This window comes from Companilactobacillus suantsaicola, from assembly GCF_004745525.1.
In the GTDB taxonomy this organism is placed as follows: domain Bacteria; phylum Bacillota; class Bacilli; order Lactobacillales; family Lactobacillaceae; genus Companilactobacillus; species Companilactobacillus suantsaicola.
The window spans coordinates 36,919-61,054 of the sequence record NZ_RKLY01000015.1 but is presented as its reverse complement, the minus strand read 5'-3'; the positions used below and the strand labels follow the sequence as shown (position 1 = coordinate 61,054).

Annotated in this window: 19 protein-coding genes; all 19 read right to left on the bottom strand. The window is 36.7% G+C overall.

Going from position 1 to position 24,136, the window contains the following annotated elements; genetic code table 11:
* Positions 1 to 114 precede the first annotated feature (114 nt).
* The 19 genes from EGT49_RS12775 to ybeY all read right to left on the bottom strand — a co-directional run bounded on the left by EGT49_RS12775 (position 115) and on the right by ybeY (position 24,135).
* Complete coding sequence (locus EGT49_RS12775) at positions 115 to 246, bottom strand: hypothetical protein (RefSeq protein ID WP_342772242.1); 132 nt, start codon at positions 244 to 246, stop codon at positions 115 to 117.
* Positions 247 to 263: 17 nt separating this feature from the next.
* On the bottom strand, positions 264 to 2,108 hold the full coding sequence (locus tag EGT49_RS07100) for a MucBP domain-containing protein (RefSeq protein WP_135372898.1): 1,845 nt from the start codon (positions 2,106 to 2,108) through the stop codon (positions 264 to 266).
* Positions 2,109 to 2,133: 25 nt separating this feature from the next.
* Positions 2,134 to 3,663, bottom strand: a complete 1,530-nt coding sequence (locus EGT49_RS07095; protein WP_135372896.1) for an NlpC/P60 family protein — start codon at positions 3,661 to 3,663, stop codon at positions 2,134 to 2,136.
* Positions 3,664 to 3,959: 296 nt separating this feature from the next.
* Positions 3,960 to 4,607, bottom strand: a complete 648-nt coding sequence (locus EGT49_RS07090; RefSeq protein ID WP_135372894.1) for a recombinase family protein — start codon at positions 4,605 to 4,607, stop codon at positions 3,960 to 3,962.
* Between the two features lie 93 nt (positions 4,608 to 4,700).
* Positions 4,701 to 6,491, bottom strand: coding sequence for an ABC transporter ATP-binding protein (locus tag EGT49_RS07085; RefSeq protein ID WP_135372892.1), 1,791 nt, complete (start codon positions 6,489 to 6,491; stop codon positions 4,701 to 4,703).
* Positions 6,469 to 8,196: an ABC transporter ATP-binding protein gene (locus tag EGT49_RS07080; RefSeq protein WP_135372890.1), complete on the bottom strand. Its 1,728-nt coding sequence runs from the start codon at positions 8,194 to 8,196 to the stop codon at positions 6,469 to 6,471. Before EGT49_RS07080 ends, EGT49_RS07085 begins: the two co-directional genes overlap by 23 nt.
* Positions 8,197 to 8,538: 342 nt before the next feature.
* Positions 8,539 to 9,588, bottom strand: coding sequence for a ribosome small subunit-dependent GTPase A (rsgA, locus tag EGT49_RS07075; protein ID WP_135372888.1), 1,050 nt, complete (start codon positions 9,586 to 9,588; stop codon positions 8,539 to 8,541).
* 1,318 nt (positions 9,589 to 10,906) lie between these two features.
* Entirely contained in the window at positions 10,907 to 12,148 is a 1,242-nt protein-coding gene (gene pepT, locus EGT49_RS07070; RefSeq protein ID WP_135372886.1) for a peptidase T, read from the bottom strand.
* A gap of 14 nt (positions 12,149 to 12,162) precedes the next feature.
* Positions 12,163 to 12,960, bottom strand: a complete 798-nt coding sequence (locus EGT49_RS07065) for a Nif3-like dinuclear metal center hexameric protein (protein WP_179949626.1) — start codon at positions 12,958 to 12,960, stop codon at positions 12,163 to 12,165.
* A 2-nt stretch (positions 12,961 to 12,962) separates the two neighbouring features.
* Complete coding sequence (locus tag EGT49_RS07060) at positions 12,963 to 13,652, bottom strand: tRNA (adenine(22)-N(1))-methyltransferase (protein ID WP_135372884.1); 690 nt, start codon at positions 13,650 to 13,652, stop codon at positions 12,963 to 12,965.
* 8 nt (positions 13,653 to 13,660) lie between these two features.
* The gene (locus tag EGT49_RS07055) at positions 13,661 to 14,857 is read right to left on the bottom strand and encodes an SAM-dependent methyltransferase (protein ID WP_135372882.1); all 1,197 of its coding nucleotides are present in this window, start codon (positions 14,855 to 14,857) and stop codon (positions 13,661 to 13,663) included.
* Between the two features lie 148 nt (positions 14,858 to 15,005).
* The gene (gene rpoD / locus EGT49_RS07050; RefSeq protein WP_135372880.1) at positions 15,006 to 16,118 is read right to left on the bottom strand and encodes an RNA polymerase sigma factor RpoD; all 1,113 of its coding nucleotides are present in this window, start codon (positions 16,116 to 16,118) and stop codon (positions 15,006 to 15,008) included.
* 16 nt (positions 16,119 to 16,134) lie between these two features.
* Positions 16,135 to 17,955 carry a DNA primase gene (dnaG, locus tag EGT49_RS07045; RefSeq protein ID WP_135372878.1) on the bottom strand — a complete coding sequence of 607 codons (1,821 nt, stop codon included), beginning with the start codon at positions 17,953 to 17,955 and terminating at the stop codon, positions 16,135 to 16,137.
* A gap of 293 nt (positions 17,956 to 18,248) precedes the next feature.
* Positions 18,249 to 20,309, bottom strand: coding sequence for a glycine--tRNA ligase subunit beta (gene glyS / locus EGT49_RS07040; RefSeq protein ID WP_135372876.1), 2,061 nt, complete (start codon positions 20,307 to 20,309; stop codon positions 18,249 to 18,251).
* Complete coding sequence (gene glyQ / locus EGT49_RS07035; RefSeq protein WP_135372874.1) at positions 20,302 to 21,210, bottom strand: glycine--tRNA ligase subunit alpha; 909 nt, start codon at positions 21,208 to 21,210, stop codon at positions 20,302 to 20,304. The genes glyS and glyQ overlap by 8 nt, the downstream gene beginning before the upstream one ends.
* A gap of 224 nt (positions 21,211 to 21,434) precedes the next feature.
* Positions 21,435 to 22,193 carry a DNA repair protein RecO gene (recO, locus tag EGT49_RS07030; RefSeq protein WP_135372872.1) on the bottom strand — a complete coding sequence of 253 codons (759 nt, stop codon included), beginning with the start codon at positions 22,191 to 22,193 and terminating at the stop codon, positions 21,435 to 21,437.
* On the bottom strand, positions 22,193 to 23,107 hold the full coding sequence (gene era, locus EGT49_RS07025; RefSeq protein WP_135372870.1) for a GTPase Era: 915 nt from the start codon (positions 23,105 to 23,107) through the stop codon (positions 22,193 to 22,195). The genes recO and era overlap by 1 nt, the downstream gene beginning before the upstream one ends.
* Before the next feature lies 1 nt (position 23,108).
* On the bottom strand, positions 23,109 to 23,510 hold the full coding sequence (locus EGT49_RS07020; RefSeq protein ID WP_246013813.1) for a cytidine deaminase: 402 nt from the start codon (positions 23,508 to 23,510) through the stop codon (positions 23,109 to 23,111).
* Between the two features lie 154 nt (positions 23,511 to 23,664).
* The gene (gene ybeY, locus EGT49_RS07015; protein WP_135372866.1) at positions 23,665 to 24,135 is read right to left on the bottom strand and encodes an rRNA maturation RNase YbeY; all 471 of its coding nucleotides are present in this window, start codon (positions 24,133 to 24,135) and stop codon (positions 23,665 to 23,667) included.
* Position 24,136: the final 1 nt, after the last annotated feature.

Genomic DNA, 24,136 nt, shown 5'->3' with positions numbered 1-24,136 from the left:
TGAACTTTTACAATATCCGGCTTTTCGTCCATTAAAAATACCTCACCATTTATTTTGATGAGGTAATCATATCGCTTATTGTGGACCGAGAGAATACGGTCGGTTATTTACTGCTTACTTAGTAGCTTTGTCAGGTGTATAACCTTCTACAACTGGGGCTTTAGTAGAATAATCTTCACCAACTTCTTGATCTTTTACTACCTCATCCGCAACCAATGACTTGTTATTTTTATCAACAGCTTTAATTGTTACATTTGCTTTCTTTACTTCGGAGCTTTTTTAGTATAAACAAAAGTAATTTCAGAACCGCTTTGTTTTACTAAGACACTCTTACTACTTCTATCAACCGTATAACCATCAATACTTGGTGCTGGCATAGCAAAGTTTGTTCCAATCTTACTATTAACAGTTTTATCTGCTTTCAAAGATTTTCCATCAGCATCTTGATACTTAACAGTAACCTTAGCTTCTCCCTCACCAGGCTTATTACCGTCATCTTTACGATAAGCGTAAAGAATTGTCGATTGTCCATTTTCATTGATAATTACACCAGTGTTTGGATCAGAGTTCAGTGTATATCCTTCAATTGAAATAGGTTCATCAGTCACATATGTACCAACCTTTTGGTTAGGAATCACTTTCGTTTTTGCAATCTTGTTACCTTTCAAATCAGCATAAACAACATTTAAGTTAGCAGTTTTGTTTGCTTGTTGGGCAGCATTATTTTTGTAAACGAAAGTAATGGTATTATCACCATTTCTTGTGGCCGTCATTGATTTAGTTGCTTCACCTTTTAGTTCATATCCATCCAATTGGAGAGCATTATCGTAAACTTTGGTACCAATAGCTGCTTGATACTTCAATGGCTGATTAATCTCATCACCATTTTCATTAACAAATTTAGTTGAACAAGAAGCGAACTCTGAAAAATCAGATTCAACATTCTTTGTGTATGGAACATTAAATGTTTCTCCAGCAAGTTGAACTTTATATGATTGCTGTTCTTCTCCAGGAACTACTGTGTAACCGGCAATCTCTGGAGCATCGATTGTAATTTCTGAATCGAGTTTTGCTTTTCTAACTTCACTCTTCAAAATGTAATTATTTGCTGAGTATGTTGAACGGTGGAAATAATTGATAACAATATTAGTTTCTCCGTCCTTGTCAGGATTTGTTGGTGTTTCCCCATCTTTAGTGTAAGGAATAGCAAATTCTTCATTATCTGCTAAAACAGTGAAAGTATTGTGAGCATTGTGTGGATCAACCGAATATCCAGCAATTTCTGGAGCATCAATTGTAATCTTTGAACCTAATTTAACTCGACGAGTTTCTGACTTCAAAACATAATGATCATTAGTAGTCGTTGAGCGATGGAAATAGCTGATTGTGATTGTAACCATCTTGTCAGGATCTGTTGGTGTAGTAGTTGAACCGCTGTTGTTATTATCGTTAGTGTCAACAACAGTTTCGGCCATTGGAGAATTCTTTGTGTAGTCTTTAGTACCACGTGAAGATTCACTCGTCAAAGTAACGTTTCCAGACTTGATCCATTCGTTCGTTGCAACACGATAATAAGTTTGTCCGTTAACAACGACTTTTTCGTCAGTCTTCCAAGCAGTGTTATTGCCAAGACCACGGTTAGTGATCAATTGTGGACCGTTAGCTGCTAATGGATTTGTGTAAAGTCTACTTTGAGAATTTGTCAAAACAACCCCTGATAAGTCTTGTTTTGATGTTTCGTCTGCTAGATCCATTTGGTTGGCATTGGCATATTCGTTACCACCAACTAAAATGTAAGTTTTACCATCATAACCCTTAACGGCTTTGGCAGTCTTCCAGGCTGTCCCGTTTGCTAATCCCCGGTTAGCTTTATGAATGGAACTACTTGTAACGTCACTCCACAATTGAACATAGTTACTCTTAGCAGAATTGGCAACCGCCACATTATTTACGGCGCTGGCTTCAACTTTTTGTCCAAACATCGAAGCACTAAATAACGTGATGAATGTTAAACCAACTGCTAACCAACCTTTCTTTCCGTGTACTAATTTTACTCGATAAATTTTATCCTCTAGTGCTTTGTTCAAGCACTTCTTTTTGAAATCCATGAAATTTAAATCCCCTTATTTTAAATTATGAAAATACTCTCTTAACCCCTGCGATATTGCCACGGCTTGAATAGATTGAGTGAACTTGAACGGCATATGGCCATGATTCGATCATTGTGTCGCGGTTCAACAAGATACCAACGTGCCAAATAATGCCTGTTGATGGGTCAGTAAAGAAGATCAAATCTCCTCTTTGACGATTGTTGAAATTGATATGTGGAATACGGTTGTCTGCCCAGTAATCACGACTGTTCCATTCATGACCTGGTTGGGCGTGTTGAATATTTGAAATTGGAGCTGAATCAATTCCAGAAGCGTAAAGAGCTTGTGTAACTAATCCAGAACAGTCAACACCATAAGCAGGCATACTTGCAGCACCAGAAATCCATGGTTTGCCAAGATACTTGTAAGCTTGGTTGATCATAGCTTCAACATGTTGTGAACGTGTGCTTGTGATATTTGTTTGTAGTGGAGCAACGTATGAATCGATTCCATACCAATCAGCTTCGGAATATCCCATAGCTTTCCAAGTTGCTAAATTGACAACTCCGGTAACTGGTAAACCTTTTCTGGCTTGCAAGTTTCTAACACTTGAAGCGACTGAACCATCATAAATTGTGTGAGCGTTTGAGTAACCAAAGTATCTTCTAACTAACCAAACTTTGATTCCTTCTACACCGTTGTATAGGTCATAACCAACTGAACCGCCACTAGGCTTGATTTGCTTGGTTTGAATTTGTAACCAACCATTTGGATTTTGGTAAGCAGGTCCAACAGCTGTATCGTCACTGTTTAGCCAGATATTGCCACCGATTTGGTAATACGTACGACCATTTGAATTGTCAACGTGGTTATATCTCCAAGCAGTGTTAGCTTGATAGTTTGCTTGGCCGTTCTTGTAAAAGCCAGCTTCACCACGTGAGTAACTAGCGGCTCCCCATTGTTTAACGCGCACGATACCATTTTCTTGGTGTCCATAAGTCAAAACTACGTTGTCAGCATTAGCGTATTCGTTAGTAGCGACACGATAATAAGTTTGACCATTGTAAACCAATTTTTGGTCAGTCAACCAAGCAGTATTACCAGCCAACTTACGATTGGAAATCAACGTACCATCTTGGGTATAAAGACCGGTGATACCTTTTGTATCAACGATACCCTTTAAAGGTGTAATGTTACTTGAGGTTGAATTTGCTTGTGTCGTAGCAGTTTGATCTGCTTGAGTTGTTGCATCGGCGTCAACGTCAGTATTTTCTGAATTAGTTGCTGTTGTATTTTCTTTTGAAGTTTCAGTTGAGGCTTCATCTACAACAGCAGTTGTAGCATCTTCTGTTGTAGCTTCTTGTGAAGTTTCAACAGTATCTGAAGAAGTGCTTTCAGTTTGAGACGGAGTTTCAGTGGCAGTACTTGCTTGAGCCACCGCTTGTGATTTAACCGTTTGGGTTGTTTGTTCGCTTGATGTGTCAGTTGTATCTGCTTTAACAGTTTGTTGCGACAAAGTAAGCGCTGTTAATGCAACGCCACAAATCAAAACAGATTTGAATCGTTTATTCATATTCTTCTCCCCTTATATCTGTATCTTGAAAATAATTAGAATCCCTAAAAACTCAATTTATAAATAAAAACTTATAGAATTTTTACTCTTTTTTAAATTATCCCCTTCAATACGATATGATATATATGCCATAAACGAACGTAACTGACACAAACAAAAAAGTGCTGATACAACTGAAAAATATTCAGTTATACCAACACTTTGTGGGGTACTATTCAAATTTTTATTAAACTGCCAAATACGTTCGTATAAGACAGTTTTTATCATATTTTTTATGTTAACAGTATAACATCAAACTAATTAATAAATGAAGACCCTTTTATAAATAATCGAGATAGGTTCTTCTCTTTGGCAACTCGATAAACCGTCCGTTCAAAGACGCCACATTTTTGAGCTACTTGTTTCACGCTTAAATCTGGATTCCGATAAAGTCTGGCGATCCGTTGTTTCTTTTCTTCAGAAAACGCCGGCCGACCTAAGACTTTCCCATCCAATCTAGCTTGCCTCAATGCTTCCTTAGTTCTTGTTCGCAAAGTATTGACTTCAAATTCACTGAACATTGCCAATAGTTGCATCATTAAGATACCGGTCGCACTTTCCGTGTTGATATTTTCGTTGATTGACTCAAAGGCTACCTGATTAGCTTTTAAATCTTCCAAAATATTCAACAAAGAACTCATCTTTCTTGATACACGATCCAACTTTACAACTGTAAAAGTGACTTGATAGTTATCCTTAGCTTTTTTCTTTGCTAAACGGATGGCTTTTTTAAATTCCGGACGGTTATCCTTTCTACCACTGATTTTCTCCCCAAAGAGATAATCGATCCGATTATTTTTCAATATCCGCTTTTGGGCTTCATAACCCAGTTTCTGACGGTCCTCAGCCGTTGAAACACGAATATAGCCAATTCTGATTGATTTCTCGTTTGAAATTTTTCCCATAAAAAAACACTCCCTTTTTAATCCATTTATTCGAATAAATAAACGGACAAAAATAAGAGTGTCATTTTATGAAGTCTATTTCAATAAAAATCGCTAATCAAACTGACTATTATACAATTTGGCATAGAAACCACCTTTTTCCAAAAGACTTTGATGGTTGCCACGTTCAATTATTTCACCATGATTGATAACCAAAATCTGATTGGCATTCTGAATCGTTGACAATCGATGAGCAATAACAAAACTCGTCTTCTTTTCCATTAAGGCCGTCATCGCTTTTTGCACATCGACTTCAGTTTGACTATCGATTGAAGCTGTTGCCTCATCCAAAACTAAGACTGGCGATTCAGCGATAAAGGCTCGAGCGATACTCAAGAGTTGCCTTTGACCTTGAGAAAGTTGGGTGGCATTTTCTGATAGCTCAGTTAAATAACCATTCGGTAACTGACGGATAAATTTGTCCGCATTAGCCCGAATCGCTGCAGTGTAGACTTCTTCGTCGGTCGCGTTTGGTTTTCCTAGGCGAATATTTTCTAGAATGTTCATATTAAATAGAAATGACTCTTGTTGAACAACCGTAACTAACTTACGTAGATCACTTCGTTTGATTTGCGTGACGTCTATTCCGTCGATCAGCACTTTTCCCTTTTCCAGTGGATAGAGGTTCGTCAAAAGGTTCATGATAGTAGTTTTCCCGGCTCCGGTCGGACCAACTAGCGCCACTACTTCACCAGGATTAGCGGCTAGATTGATATCTTTTAAAATTAAACGTTTGTCATATGCAAACGAGACGTGTTCAAACTCCACGTGACCATTAGCTTTTTTTAGTGTTATAGCTTTAGGCGCATCTTTTTCAGGACCTTCGTCGATCAGCTCGAAAACCCTTTGGGCACTTGCTAAAGACAGCTGTAAAGTATTGATTAGATTCAAAACGTTATTGATTGGTCCAGTAAAATTACGAAGATAGATCAAAAAAGTAAAAATAACGCCGACTGTAATTTTGCCATAACCTCCAATAATCGAAATAGCTCCAATAGCGGTAATCAATAAATAGGCAATATTGTTGGTCATATTGTTAAATGGTCCAATTACTGATGACAATGACTGAGCGATGAAAGCCGATTTGGTATATTGCGCATTGACTCGGTCAAAATTTTCCAAAGTGGCATCGGTATGGTTGAATAACTGGACTAGTTGTTTGCCCGAAACTGTCTCTTCAATTTGAGTATTCAATTGACCTAAGGAACTCTGTTGTGTAGCAAAAGCCTTTTGGGTCAACTTGGCGATGCCTCGCGAAAATAAGTAAGTCATCACGGTACTGAGGATAGCAATCAAAGTCAGAATTGGCGATAGAATCAGCATTGCTAACCCCATTCCGACAACGCTGATAATTCCAGTAAAAAGCTGGACAAAGGTCTGCATCAAGGCAGTGTTAATGTTGTCGACATCATTAGTCAAACGACTCATAACGTCACCATTGTCGTGCGTGTCGAAATATTTCATCGGCAATCTTTGTAGATTGGCAAAGACATCTTGACGAATCTTTTGACTAGTTGCCTGAGCCACTTTGATAATCATTGAATTTTGAAAATAGGTGAAGATACTGGAAATTAAATAAATTATTGCTAAGAAAAGACAAACCATAATTAAAGCATGTAGACGATTTTTATCAATATATTTATCAACTACCACACCGTTCATTCGGTTACCGATGATAGTGACAGAGGTTGTAACGATAGTTAATAAGAAAACAATTATTAATTTTAGACGATAAGTTTCTAAGTACTCCCACATTCTTTTAACAGTTGCTTGCCAATTATTCAAGGCTACTTTTTGGGGATGAATATTTCTTCGTGGTCCTCTATGCATGTCCAAAATTAACATCTCCCATCTGTGTTGTAACTAATTCACGATAAAATTTCGACTGCTTCAACAACTCCTGATGATTGCCAGAAGCAGTGATTCTACCATTTTCAAGGACAATAATTTGGTCACAGTCCAAAACATTCGTGACCCGTTGTGAAATGATAATTGTAGTCTTATTTTGCCGTAATTTCTCCAGATGTTCTTTGATCTGACTGTTTGTTTCCTGATCCACCGCACTGGTAGCATCATCCATCACCAAAATATCAGACTTCGGAACTAGAGCACGGGCAATATTCAAGCGCTGTCTTTGACCACCTGAGAAATTTTTTCCAGCTTGTTCAACTTCAGTTTGGAACTTGTTGGGAAGTTGGTCGATAAATTCAGAACTCCTTGATACGACACTGGCTTGATCTAGATCTCCTTCAGTTGCTGCAGGGTTTCCATAAGTTAGATTGTAGTTAATATTCCCAGAAAATAGGAGTGAATCCTGTAAGGCTACCGCAATTTTTTGATGAACTGATTTCAAACTCATTTTCTGAATGTCAATTCCACCAATTTTTATAGTCCCTTGATACTCATCATACTTACGCGTTAACAAGTTGATCAAAGAACTCTTTCCCGAACCAGTCTCGCCAATGATTCCCAACCACTGACCATCTTTCAAGGAAAAATTGACCTGGTCCAAAATTGGTTTACTGTCAGCGAAACCAAAGGTCACATTCTGGAATTCTAGACTACTAGATTCAGGCATTGCTTCGACGAATTCAGGAAGCTCTTCGTTTTGTTCCATATCTAAAACTTCTTGAACACGACTTGAACTAGTAATCGCTCTTGAGAATGCAGTGATAATATTCACTGTCTGGATCATCGCATTCGTGATTTGGATCATATAGTTTACGAAAGCAATAATTTGTCCATCACTGATGGTATTACTAATAGCTAAACTGCCACCGTAACCGATAGCAATGATTACGCCAAAATTTAGCATCAACTGAATGACCGGTGACAAAATCACTGTTGCCAGCGCGGCCGTTTGGCTCTTTTGTTGTAAATTTTGATTTTGATGTGTAAATTGATTTAACTGATGTTTCTCTAAAAAGTAAGCTTTAATCGTCTTGGCACCTTGCAAATTTTCCCGCATTACTCGATTAACGGTATCGACTGATTGTTGCATCTGAGTGTACTTGGGAATACTACGACGTACGACAATAATTAAAAAGACAATTAAAATTGGCATGATAATTCCTAAAATTGGTGCCAGATCAGGACAAATGATGATTGACATCACAATACCACCAAACAAAAGCATTGGTGAGCGAACTAGGCCACGTGTAACCATCATGACGAGGTTTTGCATCTGTGTTACATCGTTGGTAATTCTCGTAATTAAAGTAGCCGGCATTAAAGTTTTTGGCTGACGATCATTTAAAGAAACTTTCAATAAATGACTCCTCAAAGCCTCCCCCATTTTTAGTGAAGCGTAACTACCTAACGCACCGCAACTTCTACCAAATAATAATCCTAAGACAGCAAACATTAACATTAAAACCGCATGCTGAATTACAAAGCCTAAATCCCCCTTAGCCAATCCTTGATCGATAATTTGTGACATCAAAGTTGGCTGCTGTAAATCACAAAAAACTTCTCCTAACATAATCATGGGCGCCAAGAAGAAACTCCAACGAGCTTTCCCATGAGTATGCTTCATTACCATTTGAAACAATGAACTCACTTCCTAAAAAAGCGTCACGAATTCCTAAGACCTAGTAAGGACTAAGGAATCCGTGACGCTATTAAACTATGTTTTAATCTTATTACAGTGTTATTGTTGGTTCAAGTTTTTGTTTTTTTGATTTATGTTTTCGTAAAACATTTAATAATACTGTTATTGTAAAAATAGATTGGGTCATAACTACTTTTTACTCCTAAACTTGCAGCATAAACGCGGAACAGGACATAACTCTTTCCGCTTAAAACAAATAAGCCCAGGTAATCAAAGTACGATTACCTGGCTTATTTGCCTTAATGCTCGAGAGTTGACCATGTCTTGTCCCGCTCTCTTCGTTTAGCGGCGTTTAATTTGCTGCATATGTTTGCGTGATTGCTTCATTGCCTTTTTGCTACCAAAAATTTGATTAATTTTTTGATTTTCTAATTGTCGTGAATTCAGCTGACTATACGAAACTTCACGTTGCAATTTCAAATAACTTGTCAAACGATCGGCGTCCAAAAATCCCTCATCAATCGCCTTTTTAACCGCACATCCGGGTTCGTTTTGATGGGTACAGTCACGGAATTTGCAGTCTTTTGCCAGCTCAGTGATATCTTCAAAAGTTTTCGACACATCACCTGTCAAAATTTGTAATTCACGCATACCAGGTGTATCGATCACAATTCCGCCATTCGGTAGTATCAGCATTTCCCGAGAAGTAGTCGTATGACGCCCTTTATCATCACTACCTCTTATTTGTTTTGTCTCAAGTAAATCCTGGCCCAAAAAGTGATTGATCAAACTAGATTTACCAACACCTGAAGAACCTACAAAGGCAACAGTTTGCTGCGGTTGAATCAATGTTTGTAACTCTGCCAAACCAGTTTCATCAATAACTGAGCAGACAATCACTTTGATTCCAAAACAAACATCTTCTAACGCTTGTAATTTTTCCTCAACGTCGTCACATTGGTCACTTTTCGTAAGAACAACCACTGGTGTCGCTCCACTATCCCAAACTATCGTCAAAAAACGTTCCACTCGTCTCGGATTGAAATTATGATTCAACGACATACAAATAAAAATTGTTTCAATGTTACTAGCAATAACTTGACCTTTTGAGCTACTGCCGGAAGATTCCCGAACCAAAACACTCTTTCGGGGCAATACTTTTTGAATTACTCCGATATCTATTTTAGTCTCCAGTTCTACCCAGTCACCAACCGCCGGAAATTCAATTGGACTCTCAAGCTGATATCTTAATTTACCAGAAACTTTAGCTTCCAAAACACCTTCATTGGTCACCACTTGGTATAAGTCCCGATGTTGAGCAATTACTCGTCCTAAATTTTGATTTGTTTGATTATTTTCTTTAATTAATCCGTATTTTTCTAAATTATTCAATTTCTTTCTCCCAAGTTTGGTACCTAAAAACTTGCGAAAAAAAGGGTACAGTAACCCACTGCACCACAAAAAGAGAATTATGCATTCGTCCATTCGCAAGGCATTAGGGTACACAAAATAAAGGTCCTTAACCTCTTTTTTATGTTCTAATAAAGTCCTATTAAATGAACAGCATACGCAGATCCTCCGATTAAATTATAAAAAGTTTAGCATTACTTTGGGGTTTCGTCAATTTGATGTTTTAGGTTACATAACATTAATTTAAAACAGTTATATGCTTCTTCTTTTTGAATATGGTGCTAGTATGTCGCCCTCCACAAAAAACTCAATTGGGACTGGAACGATGTGGGCGCGACTTGAAGCTTTTTTCAAAACCGGAAAAAATCTTCAAGCTCGGCCTTATAGTAAGCGCTAAAGCGGTTCTCATCTTAGTTTGGTTATAAAAGTTACAGAAATGCTTTATTAATGGTATTTCCATTAGTAGTGACTTCTTGTTTTTCCCATTTTTATGGTAAACAGATAAAAAAATAAAACCGGGATCTAGTCCGGAGCACAATCCCTGTGATAACTCAGCCGCCAAATTTTCCTTATCGCTTTAGCGATTAGGAAAAGACCTAGTTTTGAGATTTTGCGTACTTTGCAAAAGCTCAAAATAGCGTCGGCAGCGTTCCAGTTCATCACAGGGATTGTGCGGAGGACGGCAATTTACACTAACTCACTAACCAAACTAGAGTGAGAACCGCTAAAGCGCTAACTATAATTTCACATCTGAGCCCAATTGAGTTTTTTGTTCCAGGCTGAATAACACTACTATCATTTATTTGCTTTCCGTTCCTTAAAAAAAGGTGACTCTTTTCTGAATTATCACAAGTATTATGACGGGTCATTAAATTTCGCTTATTCAAAATAAAATTAATAACAGCAAAAAAGGATCTTACTAGATTGCCATACTTCACAGCAATTCTAGTAAGATCCTCTTCTATTTTTAGTGAATTAAAATATTGAAACATCATAACTATCCAAACTACAAATCAACCTTGAGCTTAAACTGAATAGAATCGTATCCATTTCAGAATTTACGAAGATAACCACAAATAATTGAAATCCAGTCTGGAGTAACAGCTCTGGGAAATTCAGCGCCTAGTGGAAGGCCAATCTTGAAGACAATTCCCGCGTTTGGAATTTTTTGGAATTGGCTCCAAGTTGTGCCCAGAGCGTTCCAACGTTTCCCAGAGCTGTTGCGGAAGACGGCATCCATCCCCACAAACAAAAAAACAGACCTCTTCAAAAGAGTGTCTGTTATTAAAATACAAGAAACTTATTTATCATTATTTAGTTTGATAATTTCTAGTAACACGTCGACTGCTTTTTCCATTGACTCTTCAGCCACATACTCAAAGCGTCCGTGCATGTTTTCGCCACCAGCAAAGAGATTTGGTGTTGGTAAGCCCATGAAGGAAATTGTTGAACCGTCAGTACCACCACGAACTGGTGCTTCATCTGGTTCAATGCCAAGATTCTTCATAGCTTGTTCAGCAATCTTCACTACATCCATATGGTCTTTCATAACTTCATACATGTTGTAATATTGATCAGCCATATCGATTTTTACGGTATCTTCACCATATTTTTCGTTTAACTTCTTAACAATTTCTAGAACCTTGTTCTTACGAGCTTCTAATCCATCACGTTCGAAGTCACGGATGATATAAGACATATCAGTATGATCGATTGTACCTTGTTCATCACAAAGTAAGAAGAATCCTTCACGTCCTTCAGTCTTTTCTGGAACCTCATCAGCTGGCAACATGCTTTGGAATTCACTAGCAATTAACATTGAGTTAACCATGATTCCTTTAGCACCAGATGGATGAACATCTTTACCAGTAATATGAACTTTCAATCCAGCAGCACTGAATGTTTCAAATTCCAATTGTCCAACTGGACCACCATCAACTGTATATGCAAAATCAGCACCGAAATCTTTAACATCAAATCTTTTAGCTCCAGTACCAATTTCTTCATCTGGTCCAAGACCAATCTTGATTTTACCATGTTTGATTTCTGGATGATTGATCAAGTATTCCATCAATGTAACGATTTCAGCAACACCAGATTTATCATCAGAACCAAGCAAAGTGTCACCACTAGTAGTGATCAAAGTTTGATTTGCATAGTTCTTTAATGAAGGGAAAACTGAAGGATCAAGTGTATACTTACCTGCATCATCAAGCTTGATTACACTCTTACCATCATAGTTTTCAACAATTTTTGGTTTGATATTTTCTGAATTAAAATCAGCTGTATCAACGTGAGAAATTAATCCCAAAACTGGAACATCTTTATCAAGATTTGAAGGCAATTCCGCAGTCAAATAAGAATCAACTTCACGAATCTTAACATCCTTGAGTCCAATTTCCTTCAATTCTTCAGCCAATTTCTTTAAAAAGACCGTTTGTCTTGGTGTTGAAGGAACTGTTTCTGAATATTCATCAGAACGAGTATTTTGCTTAACATATTCCAAAAAACGAGGAATTAATTTTTCATATTTTATTGCCATTACCTACACTCTCCCTATAGAAAATTATATGGTTCTGTATCTACTTCTGATTGTACTATATCTACATCCCATTTATTAGACTTTTTCCAATCTTCTAACAGATTTGCCATTTGTTCTATAAAGATAGCTTCAACATGATGACCTGGATCAATTACATTCAGACCATTAGCCATCATATCGTGAGCCGTGTGGTAGTAAACATCCCCAGTAATAAAAGTATCTGCACCAGCTTTTATTACTTCGGGATAAAACTTACCAGCGTCACCGCCAATTATGGCAACTTTTTTAACTTTTTGACCTAAATCGGATTTCACGTATCTTAAATTAGGAACTTTGAAAGAATCACGAACCTTTTTAGCAAAATCAACTAAATCCATTGGTTCAGCCAATTCACCCATTCTACCGAGTGAATAATCATCATCTTCATCCAAAAAATGGACATTCTTCAAGCCTAACTCTTCAATCAACCAATCGTTCATCCCACCGTGAGCTTTATCCAAATTAGTATGCGCTGAATGAACAGCAATATTGTGTGAAAGTAAATCACGATACATTCTATTTTGTGGTGAACTCAAATCCAAATTCCTGGCTGGATGAAACATGATTGGATGATGAGCCAAAATAAGATCAACGTTTTTATCAATTGCTTCTTTAACTACTTGCGGACGGACATCAAGTGTTGTCATGATTCTTTTAACTACTTGCTTACGATCACCAATTTGAAAACCAGTTGGATCGCCGTCTTCTTTAATTTCTATTGGAGCAAAATCTTCCATACGATTAATAATATCTTGAACTCGAATTTCGACCATGATTAAATTGTCTCCTTAATATTTTTAATATCTTGGTTCATTAAATCAATTTTATTTTGGTCAATCTTTTTAGCGTGTTTCATATTCTCGACCGCTTTTTGAAAACTATTCAACTTATGTTGCCATTTAGCAAGAAAAGTTGGTGTTTTCTTTTGCATCAAGATTGGTCCCATTAAAAATTGGGCTGCATTCAAAGGTTTAGCTTGTGACACCTTTTGGGCCTTGATGATTTCATAAACATGGTGATCTTCTGCCACGATGTCTTCATCAATGATCTCAAAATCATTGTCGACCAACCAGTGACGAACAAGTGGTTCACCAATATTAGGTTGTAAAACTAAAGTTTCGACGTGTGACAGTTGTTCTGGTGTTGCTTGGGATAAAATTTTCTGGATCAAAATACCACCCATCCCGGCAATTACAACTGTATCGATTTTATCGTTAGGATCGATCACTGCTAAGCCATCGCCTAAACGAACTGAAATTTTTTCACTCAAGCCAAATTTCTCGACGTCTTCTTTTGATCGTGACATCGGACCGGGGGCAACTTCGCCTGCAATAGCAAAGTTTGCCACTTGTTCTGTTATCAATTCAACTGGTAAATATGCGTGATCTGACCCAATATCAGCCACTCTAGTATCTTTATCAACCATTTGGTAAACGGCTTGTAATCTCTTTGAAAGTAAAGTCACTTTAACCTCTATTCTGCAGTCTTTTTATCTAAGTCTGTCATGTATTCACGTGTCATTGGCATTGCTGTACCACTTGGTCCATTTGTCAATAAGTATTGGATAACATCAATATTACCACTTTCAAATGAGGCAGCACAGGCTTGAAGATATAAGTCCCACATTCTGACGAAGCGTTCACCATACATTTCGTTGACTTGGTCTTTAACTTTGTTAAAGTTATGATCCCAAATTTCAACTGTCTTTTGATAGTGACGGCGAAGTGGCTCCAAATCATCAATTTGTAGTCCGGCGTCTAAAATATGACCGACATTTTCTTTCACATCAGGAATATAGCCACCTGGGAAAATATACTTAACTAACCAAGCATCTACACCCACGCCATAATGTTGACCAGTAATACCATGAATCAAAGCATTACCATTAGGTTTTAGAACATTCTTTACCGTTTCAAAATAGCCAGGTAAATTATCTTCGCCAACGTGTTCGAACATTCCGACTGAAACAACATGATCAAATTTTTCTTTGACTTCACGATAATCTTCTAGCATAACTTCCATTTGATCGCCGAGATTTTCATCTTGAATCTTTTGGTTAACATAATCATATTGTTCTTGACTAAGCGTAACACCTTTGGCTTTTAAACCATATTCTTTTGCTGCAGTAAACATCATCGTACCCCAGCCACAGCCGATATCAAGAATCGTTTCTCCTGGCTTAGTATTCAACTTATTCAAAATATGACGAACTTTATTCATTTGAGCTTGTTCCAAGGTATCTTCCGGCGTTCTAAAATAAGCGCAAGAATAAGTCATAGTTTTATCTAACCACAACTTGTAAAAATCATTACCAATATCGTAATGCTCTTGAATCTCTTTTTTATTTCCTTCTTCAGAATGATTGAACTTAGGAATATATTTCTTCAATTTTACACTGGACATAAAACTATCAGATTGTGTATAAGCTGAAGTGATCAATTTTTGAATCGAACCTTCAATCTCAATTTTCTTGTCCATATATGCTTCACCTAGAGTAAGTGTCGCATGTTTTACTACTTCAGAAATAGGAACTTTGTCGTTAAACTTAATCGTTATATCAGACTTTCCCTCTGGTCCATAAGTTTTCTCTTTTCCATCCCAGTAAACTACCTTAATTGGAATAGTAAAGGAACGGGAAAAAATCTCATCATAAATCTTTTTATCTAACATAACTCTCCTCCAAAATATATCTGTACTAATTGTAAATCAATTTCTGAAAAAACATAAACATAAAACCCCATATAACCAACATTTCTTTGAAAATGTCCCATTTTTAAGCATGAAAAAAGACTGTCTTGCGACAATCTTTTATGAAGTGCTATTCAAGAAAATCTTTTAATTGTTTTGATCTTGATGGGTGACGCAATTTTCTCAAGGCTTTGGCTTCAATTTGACGAATTCTTTCACGAGTAACGCCAAAGACTTTACCAACTTCCTCAAGTGTTCTTGTTCGACCATCATCTAGACCAAAACGCAAACGAAGCACATTTTCTTCACGATCAGTTAAAGTATCCAAAACATTTTCAAGTTGTTCCTTCAACAATTCATATGAAGCGTGATCTTCAGGACTTGTTGCGTCAGAATCTTCAATGAAATCACCTAGATGAGAGTCATCCTCTTCACCAATAGGAGTTTCAAGTGAAACTGGTTCTTGAGCAATCTTCAAAATATCACGAACTTTACCAGTTGGCATGTCCATTTCGGCACCAATTTCTTCAGGAAGTGGTTCACGGCCAAGATCTTGAAGCAATTGACGTTGAATACGAATCAATTTATTGATTGTCTCAACCATGTGAACAGGAATACGGATTGTTCTAGCTTGATCAGCGATAGCACGCGTAATAGCTTGTCTGATCCACCAAGTTGCATAAGTTGAAAACTTAAATCCTAGACGATAATCAAACTTTTCAACGGCCTTCATTAGACCCATGTTACCTTCTTGAATCAAGTCCAAGAATTGCATTCCACGACCAACGTATCTCTTAGCAATTGAAACAACCAAACGCAGGTTAGCTTCAGCTAAAGCTTGTTTAGCTTCTTCATCACCTTGTTCAATCTTTAAAGCCAAGTCAACTTCTTGTTGAGCATTAAGCAAAGGAACACGACCAATTTCCTTTAGATACATTCTAACTGGATCGTTAACTTTGATATCAGTTGGAGCAGTCGTATCATTTTTCTTAGTCTTTTTCTCTTCAGCTTTTTCTTTTAGAAGAGACAACTTACTTGGGTTACCATCTTTATCAACAACACCAATACCTACATCTTCAAGTTCACTGATGAAATTGTTTAAAGCTTCCCCTTCAAGCTTATAAGGCTTGATGATTTTTTCTTGAAGGTCATCTTCAGTAATACGTCCGGTCTTTTTTAGATCTTTAACTAATTTCTTTGTTGCTGCCTTCAATTCTTTTGATACTGTTGCTTTTTTAGCCATTTATATTCCTCCAGTATTAATTGCTAAGAATCTTGCGAACTTCAATTAACTGCTTGGTCAAATCTAACTGTAATTTGTTGTCACCAACCATCGCCGCTTTCTTCAACTGCTGATTAATATCTTGAATCTGCAATTCCAAAGACGAATTCTTGATATTATTCACATAATCTTCGATTTCTTGATCATTGTATTCTTCCGGCATATTCATCATTTCTAAATCTGCCAAAAGGTTCTTGTCGTCGTTATCTAAAACGTTCATGAAATCAGAAATATTTATCTCTGATTCAGCGTCATCATTTTCAGAATACGACAATAAACTGTCAAAAATTCGCTGATAACTTTGATGTACAAACTTAAAACCATCCCCTTTGAGATTGATTCTAACTTCTGGAAAATTAATCGCCCAATATAATAGGAATCTCTCCGATTTCTCGATTCGATCGTACTTTTGCTTCACACTCGAAGTAACAGTTTCCAGTGCCTTTTGTTGAACATCTTTATAGTTGTTAGCAGGCTCTTTAATGGCGATCTGACGACGCAAAGTGTCTAATTCTTTATTGATGGCCTCTTTTGAGACATTCATCTCATCAGCGACTCGACTGACATACATATCTATTTCGACGGGTGATTGCAATTTAACAATTTCACGCAAAGACTGATTTAAGAATTCAAGCTGATCATGCTCATTATTTAAATTGTAATTACGCTTGAAATAATTCAGAATAAACGAAATTGGTGTTTGCACGCCATTATTAGTCAAATTCTGAAATTTTTCATCGCCCGCGCTACGGATATATTCATCGGGATCCATCTTATCTGGTATGCTGATGACTCCATAATTGAAACGGTCATCATTTAACTGGGTCAAAGCTCGATAAGTTGCTTCAACCCCAGGGTCATCGCCGTCATAACAGACATTGATTTGATTAGTCAGCCGACTCAAGGTGTACAGCTGATCATCAGTCAAACTAGTTCCCATGGAAGCTACACCATTAGTAACTCCAGCTTTGTAAGCACTGATAACATCCATGAAACCTTCGAATAAAATCACATTACTTTTCTCACGAATCTCTTTTTTGGCATTGTTCAGATTGAACAGTGTTTTTCCTTTATTAAAGATTGGTGTTTCGGGACTGTTTAGATACTTAGCTGTTGAGGCATTTTTATCCAACACCCGTCCGGAAAAAGCAATGATATTTCCCGATTCATCCGTTATCGGAATCATGATTCGGTCACGAAAACGGTCAAACAATTCTCCAGCCTGATTTTCAGCGAACAAGCCTGATCTTTTTAAAACATCCTCGCTGATATTTCGACCCTTGAAGAATTGCAATAAAAGATCATTATTACTTGGTGCATAACCGATATTGAAGGTCTCAATTAAATCTTGATTCAAATCTCGATTATTTAAATACTTTAAAGCCTGACTACCATTCTCAGTCTTTAACAAAATATGACTGTACAGCTTTGCGGCATCGGCGTACATCTGTAATAAAACTCGACTGTCGGAATTCTGATACTGATCGGTTGCCTGATATTGATCCGGTACCGGAATATTTCCCATCTGAGCGACTTCAATTACAGCCTCAGGAAATGATTTACTTTCGATTTCCATGATGAATTTAAAAACATTACCACCACGTCCACAACTAAAACAGTGAAAAATTTGTTTATCTTCCGCAACCGAAAAAGAAGGTGTCCGTTCCTCATGAAATGGACAAAGGCCAAACAAATTTTTACCTGACTTCTTTAGTTGAACATACTTACTAATAACGTCAACGATATTAGTTTTAGCAGTAACTTCATCGATGAACTCCTGAGGAATTCGTGTTGCCATAACACACACCTCCCCCACAAAATATTTATAAAACAGCGATACAAAATCTAACACATTTACCCATCAAAGACAAACATGTTGATCAACACGAATGGCTAGAAATAAAAAAGTGCTCCCACAAAAAAGTGCAAACTGGGACCACTAGCCACTTGTCAACTATTCATTATACACGGTTTAATCATTTTGTCACGTATTTGACTTTTTTCACGGAAATTTTTTAATTTAATTAAATAAATAAATCAAACTATTAAAAAAGCAATGTTCATTTTTGAACATTGCTTTAAATTAAATAATTATTTTGTAACGATCTTAGACAAATCACCAAGTCTAGCAATCAAATGATTGGCAATAACTAATTGAGTCAAACGATTATTTTTAACTTTTTCATCTTTTGCCATAATCATATTTTCATCGAAATATGAATCAATTGTTGGACGTAAAGCTGCTAATTGTTTGAATAGATTTTCAGCATTATCATCTTTAATTTGATTAACTTGTTGCTTCAATTGTGATTCTGATGGATTTTCGAAGAGTGAATCATCAACTGTTAAATCATCAGAGTATCCAAATTTAGCTTTCTTAGACAAGTTAACGATTCGACCAAGTGCTTCCATGACAACCTTGAAATCATCATCTGAAGCATGTTTTTGAAGAACTTTGGCAACATCAATCATACTGATTGGGTCAACATTTGAACCGCCGGCAACAGCATCAATAATATCAACTCTAATCTTGTCTTGTTTCAACAATTGACGAACACGGTCAACAAAGAAGTCGTTGATATCTTTTTCATGAGCATTTAAATCAAGCTTTTCAGGAACTGTCAAATTAGCTTTGAGATATTCTTGCAAGTCTTCTAAATTCAATGACCATTGATATTGATTCAAAATTCTTACAATACCATAAGCTTGACGACGCAAAGCATATGGGTCATTTGAACCACTTGGAATCAAGTCAACTGCAAAGAATGTCACGATTGAATCTAACTTATCAGCAATTGCTAAAGCAGCGCCAACTTTAGTCTCTGGTAAATCACCTTCGGCAGAAATTGGCATGTAATGTTCTCTAATAGCTTGAGAAACGCCTTTGGTTTCACCCATGATCTCAGCGTACTTCTCACCCATAACACCTTGTAATTCTGAGAATTCGTCAACCATGTTAGTAACTAAATCAAATTTATAGATGTCACTAGCGCGAAGCAAATCTTTTTTCTCATCAGCTGACAAATTAAAGACTGCAGCCAAGTGATCAGCAATTTGATGAACTCGTTGCATCTTTTCGTACATCGTACCGATTTTAACGTGGAAGTTAACTGTTTTAAGTTTTTCAACGTAATCAGCAATTGTCTTCTTTTGATCTTCCTTAAAGAAGAAATCAGCATCTTCAAGACGAGCAACAAGAACTTTTTCGTTACCACGGATAACATTTTCAATATGTTCTGAGTTACCATTTCTAACCCCGATAAAGTAAGGAGCCAATTGGCCATCTTTGGTACGGACATAGAAATATCTTTGGTTATCCTTCATTGAAGTAATTAAAACTTCGTCAGGAATCTCCAAATATTTCTTGTCGAATGAGCCATAGAAAGTAGTTGGGTATTCAACCAGATTATTTACTTCTTCAAGTAAGTCTGGGTCAACATCAATATCCCAGTTATTATCTTCAGCAATTTTTTCAATTTGATCAGCGATAATTTGTTTACGTGCTTTCGCATCAACAATCACAAATTGAGATTTTAACTTTTCAACATAATTTTTGGCATCGTCAATTTCAACGTCTTCACCTAAGAAACGATGACCGCGAGTCATACGTCCAGAATTTACATCCAAAATCTTTACGGGAACTTCTTCAGTATCTAGTAATGAAACTAGCCAATGAATTGGACGAATATATTCGAAATCATATGAACCCCAGCGCATTCTTGTTGGGAATGTGATTGCCTTAATAACTTCATCCATATGTGTCAAAACATCTTCGACTTTTTTACCGTCTTCATGCTTTTGGATGTAAGCATATTCGGTACCCTTTAAATCTTCAAAGAAGATATCGTCAGGACTCATCCCTTGACCACGTGCAAATCCTTGAGCAGCCTTAGTCCAATTGCCATCAGCATCTTGTGCAATTTTCTTTGAAGGACCTTTTGCTTTAACATCAATATCAGTTTGTTTGTCAGCAATACCTTTGACAAAAATTGTCAAACGTCTAGGAGTAGAAAACTTTTCAATTGAGTCAAAAGAAATACGATTTTCTTTGAGAAATTTCTCTGCCCTTTGAGCAAATTGATTAACACTCTTAGTTACAACATGGGCTGGCATTTCTTCCAATCCAATTTCTAATAAGTAATTTTTAGTCATTTTCTTTCTCCTTTGCTTGACTGTTTGCTAGAAGTGGGAAGCCACGTTTCTTTCTTTCTTCAACGAAGGCTTTAGCCACTTTATGAGCCATCTTTCTAATTCTTGATAAGAAGGCCGCACGTTCAGTAACTGAAACAGCTCCTCTAGCATCCAACAAGTTAAATGTATGTGAACATTTCAAAATGTAATCGTAAGCTGGATGAACTAAACCTAGATCCATCAAACGATTAGCTTCTCTTTCGTAATCATCGAAGAACTTGAAAAGCATATCTTGATCACTTTCTTCAAATGAGTATTTTGAATGTTCATATTCTGGTTCCTTAAAAATATCACCATACAATACACCATCGCCCCATTCAAGGTCGTAAACTGAGTTTACATCTTGAATGTATGATGCTAAACGTTCAACACCATAAGTAATTTCACTAGTTGTTGGATGACATTGAAGTCCACCAACTTGTTGGAAGTAAGTAAATTGTGAAACTTCCATTCCATCAAGCCAAACTTCCCAACCAACACCGGCACACCCCATTGAAGGATTCTCCCAGTTATCTTCAACGAAACGAATATCATGTTCGAGTGGTTCAATTCCTAAAGCACGTAATGAATCCAAATAATACTCTTGAATGTTTTCTGGAGCTGGTTTCATAACAACTTGGAATTGGTGATGTTGATACAAACGGTTAGGATTTTCACCATAACGACCATCAGCTGGACGTCTTGATGGTTCAACGTAAGCCGCATTCCATGGTTCTGGTCCGATAGCACGCAAGAACGTATAAGGACTCATCGTTCCGGCACCCTTTTCTGTATCATATGCTTGCATTAACATGCAGCCCTTACTACCCCAAAACTTTTGAAGCGTAAGAATCATATCTTGGACATTTAACTTCTTAACCATATTTTCTCCCTTCAGACAGAACACAAAAAATCCCTTGCAGGTACACTTAGGTACTTTCTGCAAGGGACGATTATTCGCGGTTCCACCCTAATTCAGGACAAAGTCCTGCTCTTTTATATTCAAATTAAAATTGTACGCCATAAATCTAATCAAGGCTTCCACTATCCCTTGTCGCTGTTTTCACATACACAAATATAACCATTTTTGTGGGTGTTGTCAATTGGCTAAAAGCGCCAACGTTTCATTTTATCAATAAATGTTTTACTTTTGGGATAATAACCAACTGTTCCCAAATAAATCGCATCGATTGCGTGTTGTATTAAATCTTTGTTGTTCTCTTTAATTTCAATTTTTCCGACTTGGTTTAAATTTATCTTACTAAACAGTCGTAAAAAATAAATAATCCGCTTGGGAATATGTAATCGGTGAATGTCAGAATCAAAATGCTTTGAACAAATCAATCCTCCTAAAAGAACTGAAAAATCAAACACACCTTCAGTTTCACCACCAACGACACAACTATCCATATTAGGTTCAACCCCAAAAGCTGTTAATAATTTCATCTGCATAATATTAACAATAATTTGAGCATCATAGCCATTATCGATGTAAAGTAGTGCTTTAAAAAGTTCCCGATACCAACTATCTGGTACTGGATCATCAATAAACGCTTCATGATAAAGATCAAATAGAAACGTCGCATAAGCGTTTAATTCAATATCTTGGACAATTTCGTTAAACTGCTTAATATTACTAGCCGAATTTAAAAAGGACAATCCATCATTTTTGACGACTCCACTGTATTCACCATATGAAAAAGTAATTACTGAACCAGATATTTTAGACTTAGCATTTTGCGTACCACGAACTAAAAAAGTCCGAAAACCGTATTCCTTAGTCAAAATGGTCACTAGTGCATCCCGCTCTTTATAACGTTGACGTCGAACGACAATCCCAAAAAAGTTAGTTGGAGCTTGAACCATTAATTATTCAAGTCCTTTAATGAATAACCGGCACTAGCTAAAAAGGCTGGATCATCACGCCAATTCTTTTTAACACGGACCCACAATTTCAAGTTAACTTTTTCTCCCAAAAGATGTTCAATCTTAATTCTTGAACCAATCCCAATATTCTTCAACATTGAGCCACCACGACCGATAACGATTGGTTTTTGACTGTCACGTTCAACATAAATATATGCTTCGATCTGCAATTTACCAGATTCGCTACGTTGGTTCATCGACTCAACAACTACCGCAATTGAATGAGGAATCTCGTCACGAGTATCTTCCAAAATTTTCTCACGAATTAACTCACCGACAATAAAATATTCTGGATGATCAGTAATTTGATCATCAGCATAGTATTGTGGACCAACTGGCAAGGCGTTTGTTAATGAATCAATTAAATCTTCAACATTATTACCATTTGTAGCTGAAATTGGAATGATTTCAGCAAAGTCCATCAAATCTTTGTACTCGTCGATTTGTGGCATCATTTCATCAGGATTGATTAAGTCGATCTTGTTTAAAATCAAGAAAACAGGTGCTTTAACTTTCTTCAATTCTTCGATGATAAACTTGTCACCAGGGCCAGCTTTTTCACCGGCTTCAGTCATGAATAATACTGCATCAACTTCTTTTAATGCTGAAATAGCGGCTTTATCCATGTATTGATCCAAATCGTTATGTGGTTTATGAATACCAGGTGTATCCAAAAAGATGATTTGACGTTGATCATCCGTATAGATTCCTTGAATCTTATTTCGAGTTGTTTGAGCTTTAGGTGATGTAATCGCAATTTGTTCTTTAATGATACGGTTCATAAATGTTGATTTACCAACATTTGGTCGGCCAATAATTGCTACAAAACCTGATTTATAATTTTTATTATCCATATTAATTCATATCCTCATCACTGAATGCTAGTGGCAAAATTTCTTTGAAAGTATATTTTTGGTAATCATTTTGATTATTAGCTAAAAAGACAATGTCCTCCGGCCCCATGAATTCACTCATCACTTGACGACAAGCTCCACAAGGCTTTGAGAGTTCTTTGGTGCTGTTGGTAATGACAATAGCTTTAACACTCTTGGCACCTTCTGACACAGCTTTAAAGATAGCTGTTCGTTCAGCACAATTAGTCAATCCAAATGAAGCATTTTCAACATTGACACCTGAATAAACTTTTTGGTCGTCACACAAAATAGCAGCACCAACTTGATAATGCGAATAAGGTGCGTAGGCATTTTTCATTGCGTGATTGGCAACATCAAATAATTGCTGTTCATTAATTTCCACTAGACTCAGTCTCCTTTTTCGTTTCTCACTAATTAGTATAATACAAGAGATTAGCTAAACTACCAAGAAATATCTCATAAAACAACTTAAGAGAGTGGAACATAAAAAGTAGGCCAAGGCAATCAAAAGCGATTACCTTGACCTACTTTTTCATTTATTTTTCTAAACCATAAGCACTAAGAATTTTTTCTTGCAAGCCAATCATGACTTCTTCGTCTTCTTTTTTAATATGGTCGTAGCCATTCAAATGCAAAATACCATGAACGATAGTATAACCCAACTCACGATCAAATGAGTGTTCATAGTCCTTAGCATGTTCAGCGACGATTTCTGTACTAATAAAGAGATCACCCAAGTCAACTGGTAAATCTGGAATTTGATTTTCCAAGTAATCTAAGGAATCTTCTCCATCATTGATAGCAAAACTGATTACATCGGTTGCCCGGTCAACATTACGATATTCTTTATTAATATCATGGATTCCGTCTTTAGTTACAAAATGAATCGACAATTGTGTATTATCTTTCAATTTGAGCTCATTAAAAGTAAATTGCACAATATCTTTGACCCAGTTTTCTCTGTCTTTATCGATCAAATTATCATCATTATAAATCTCTAAGTCCATC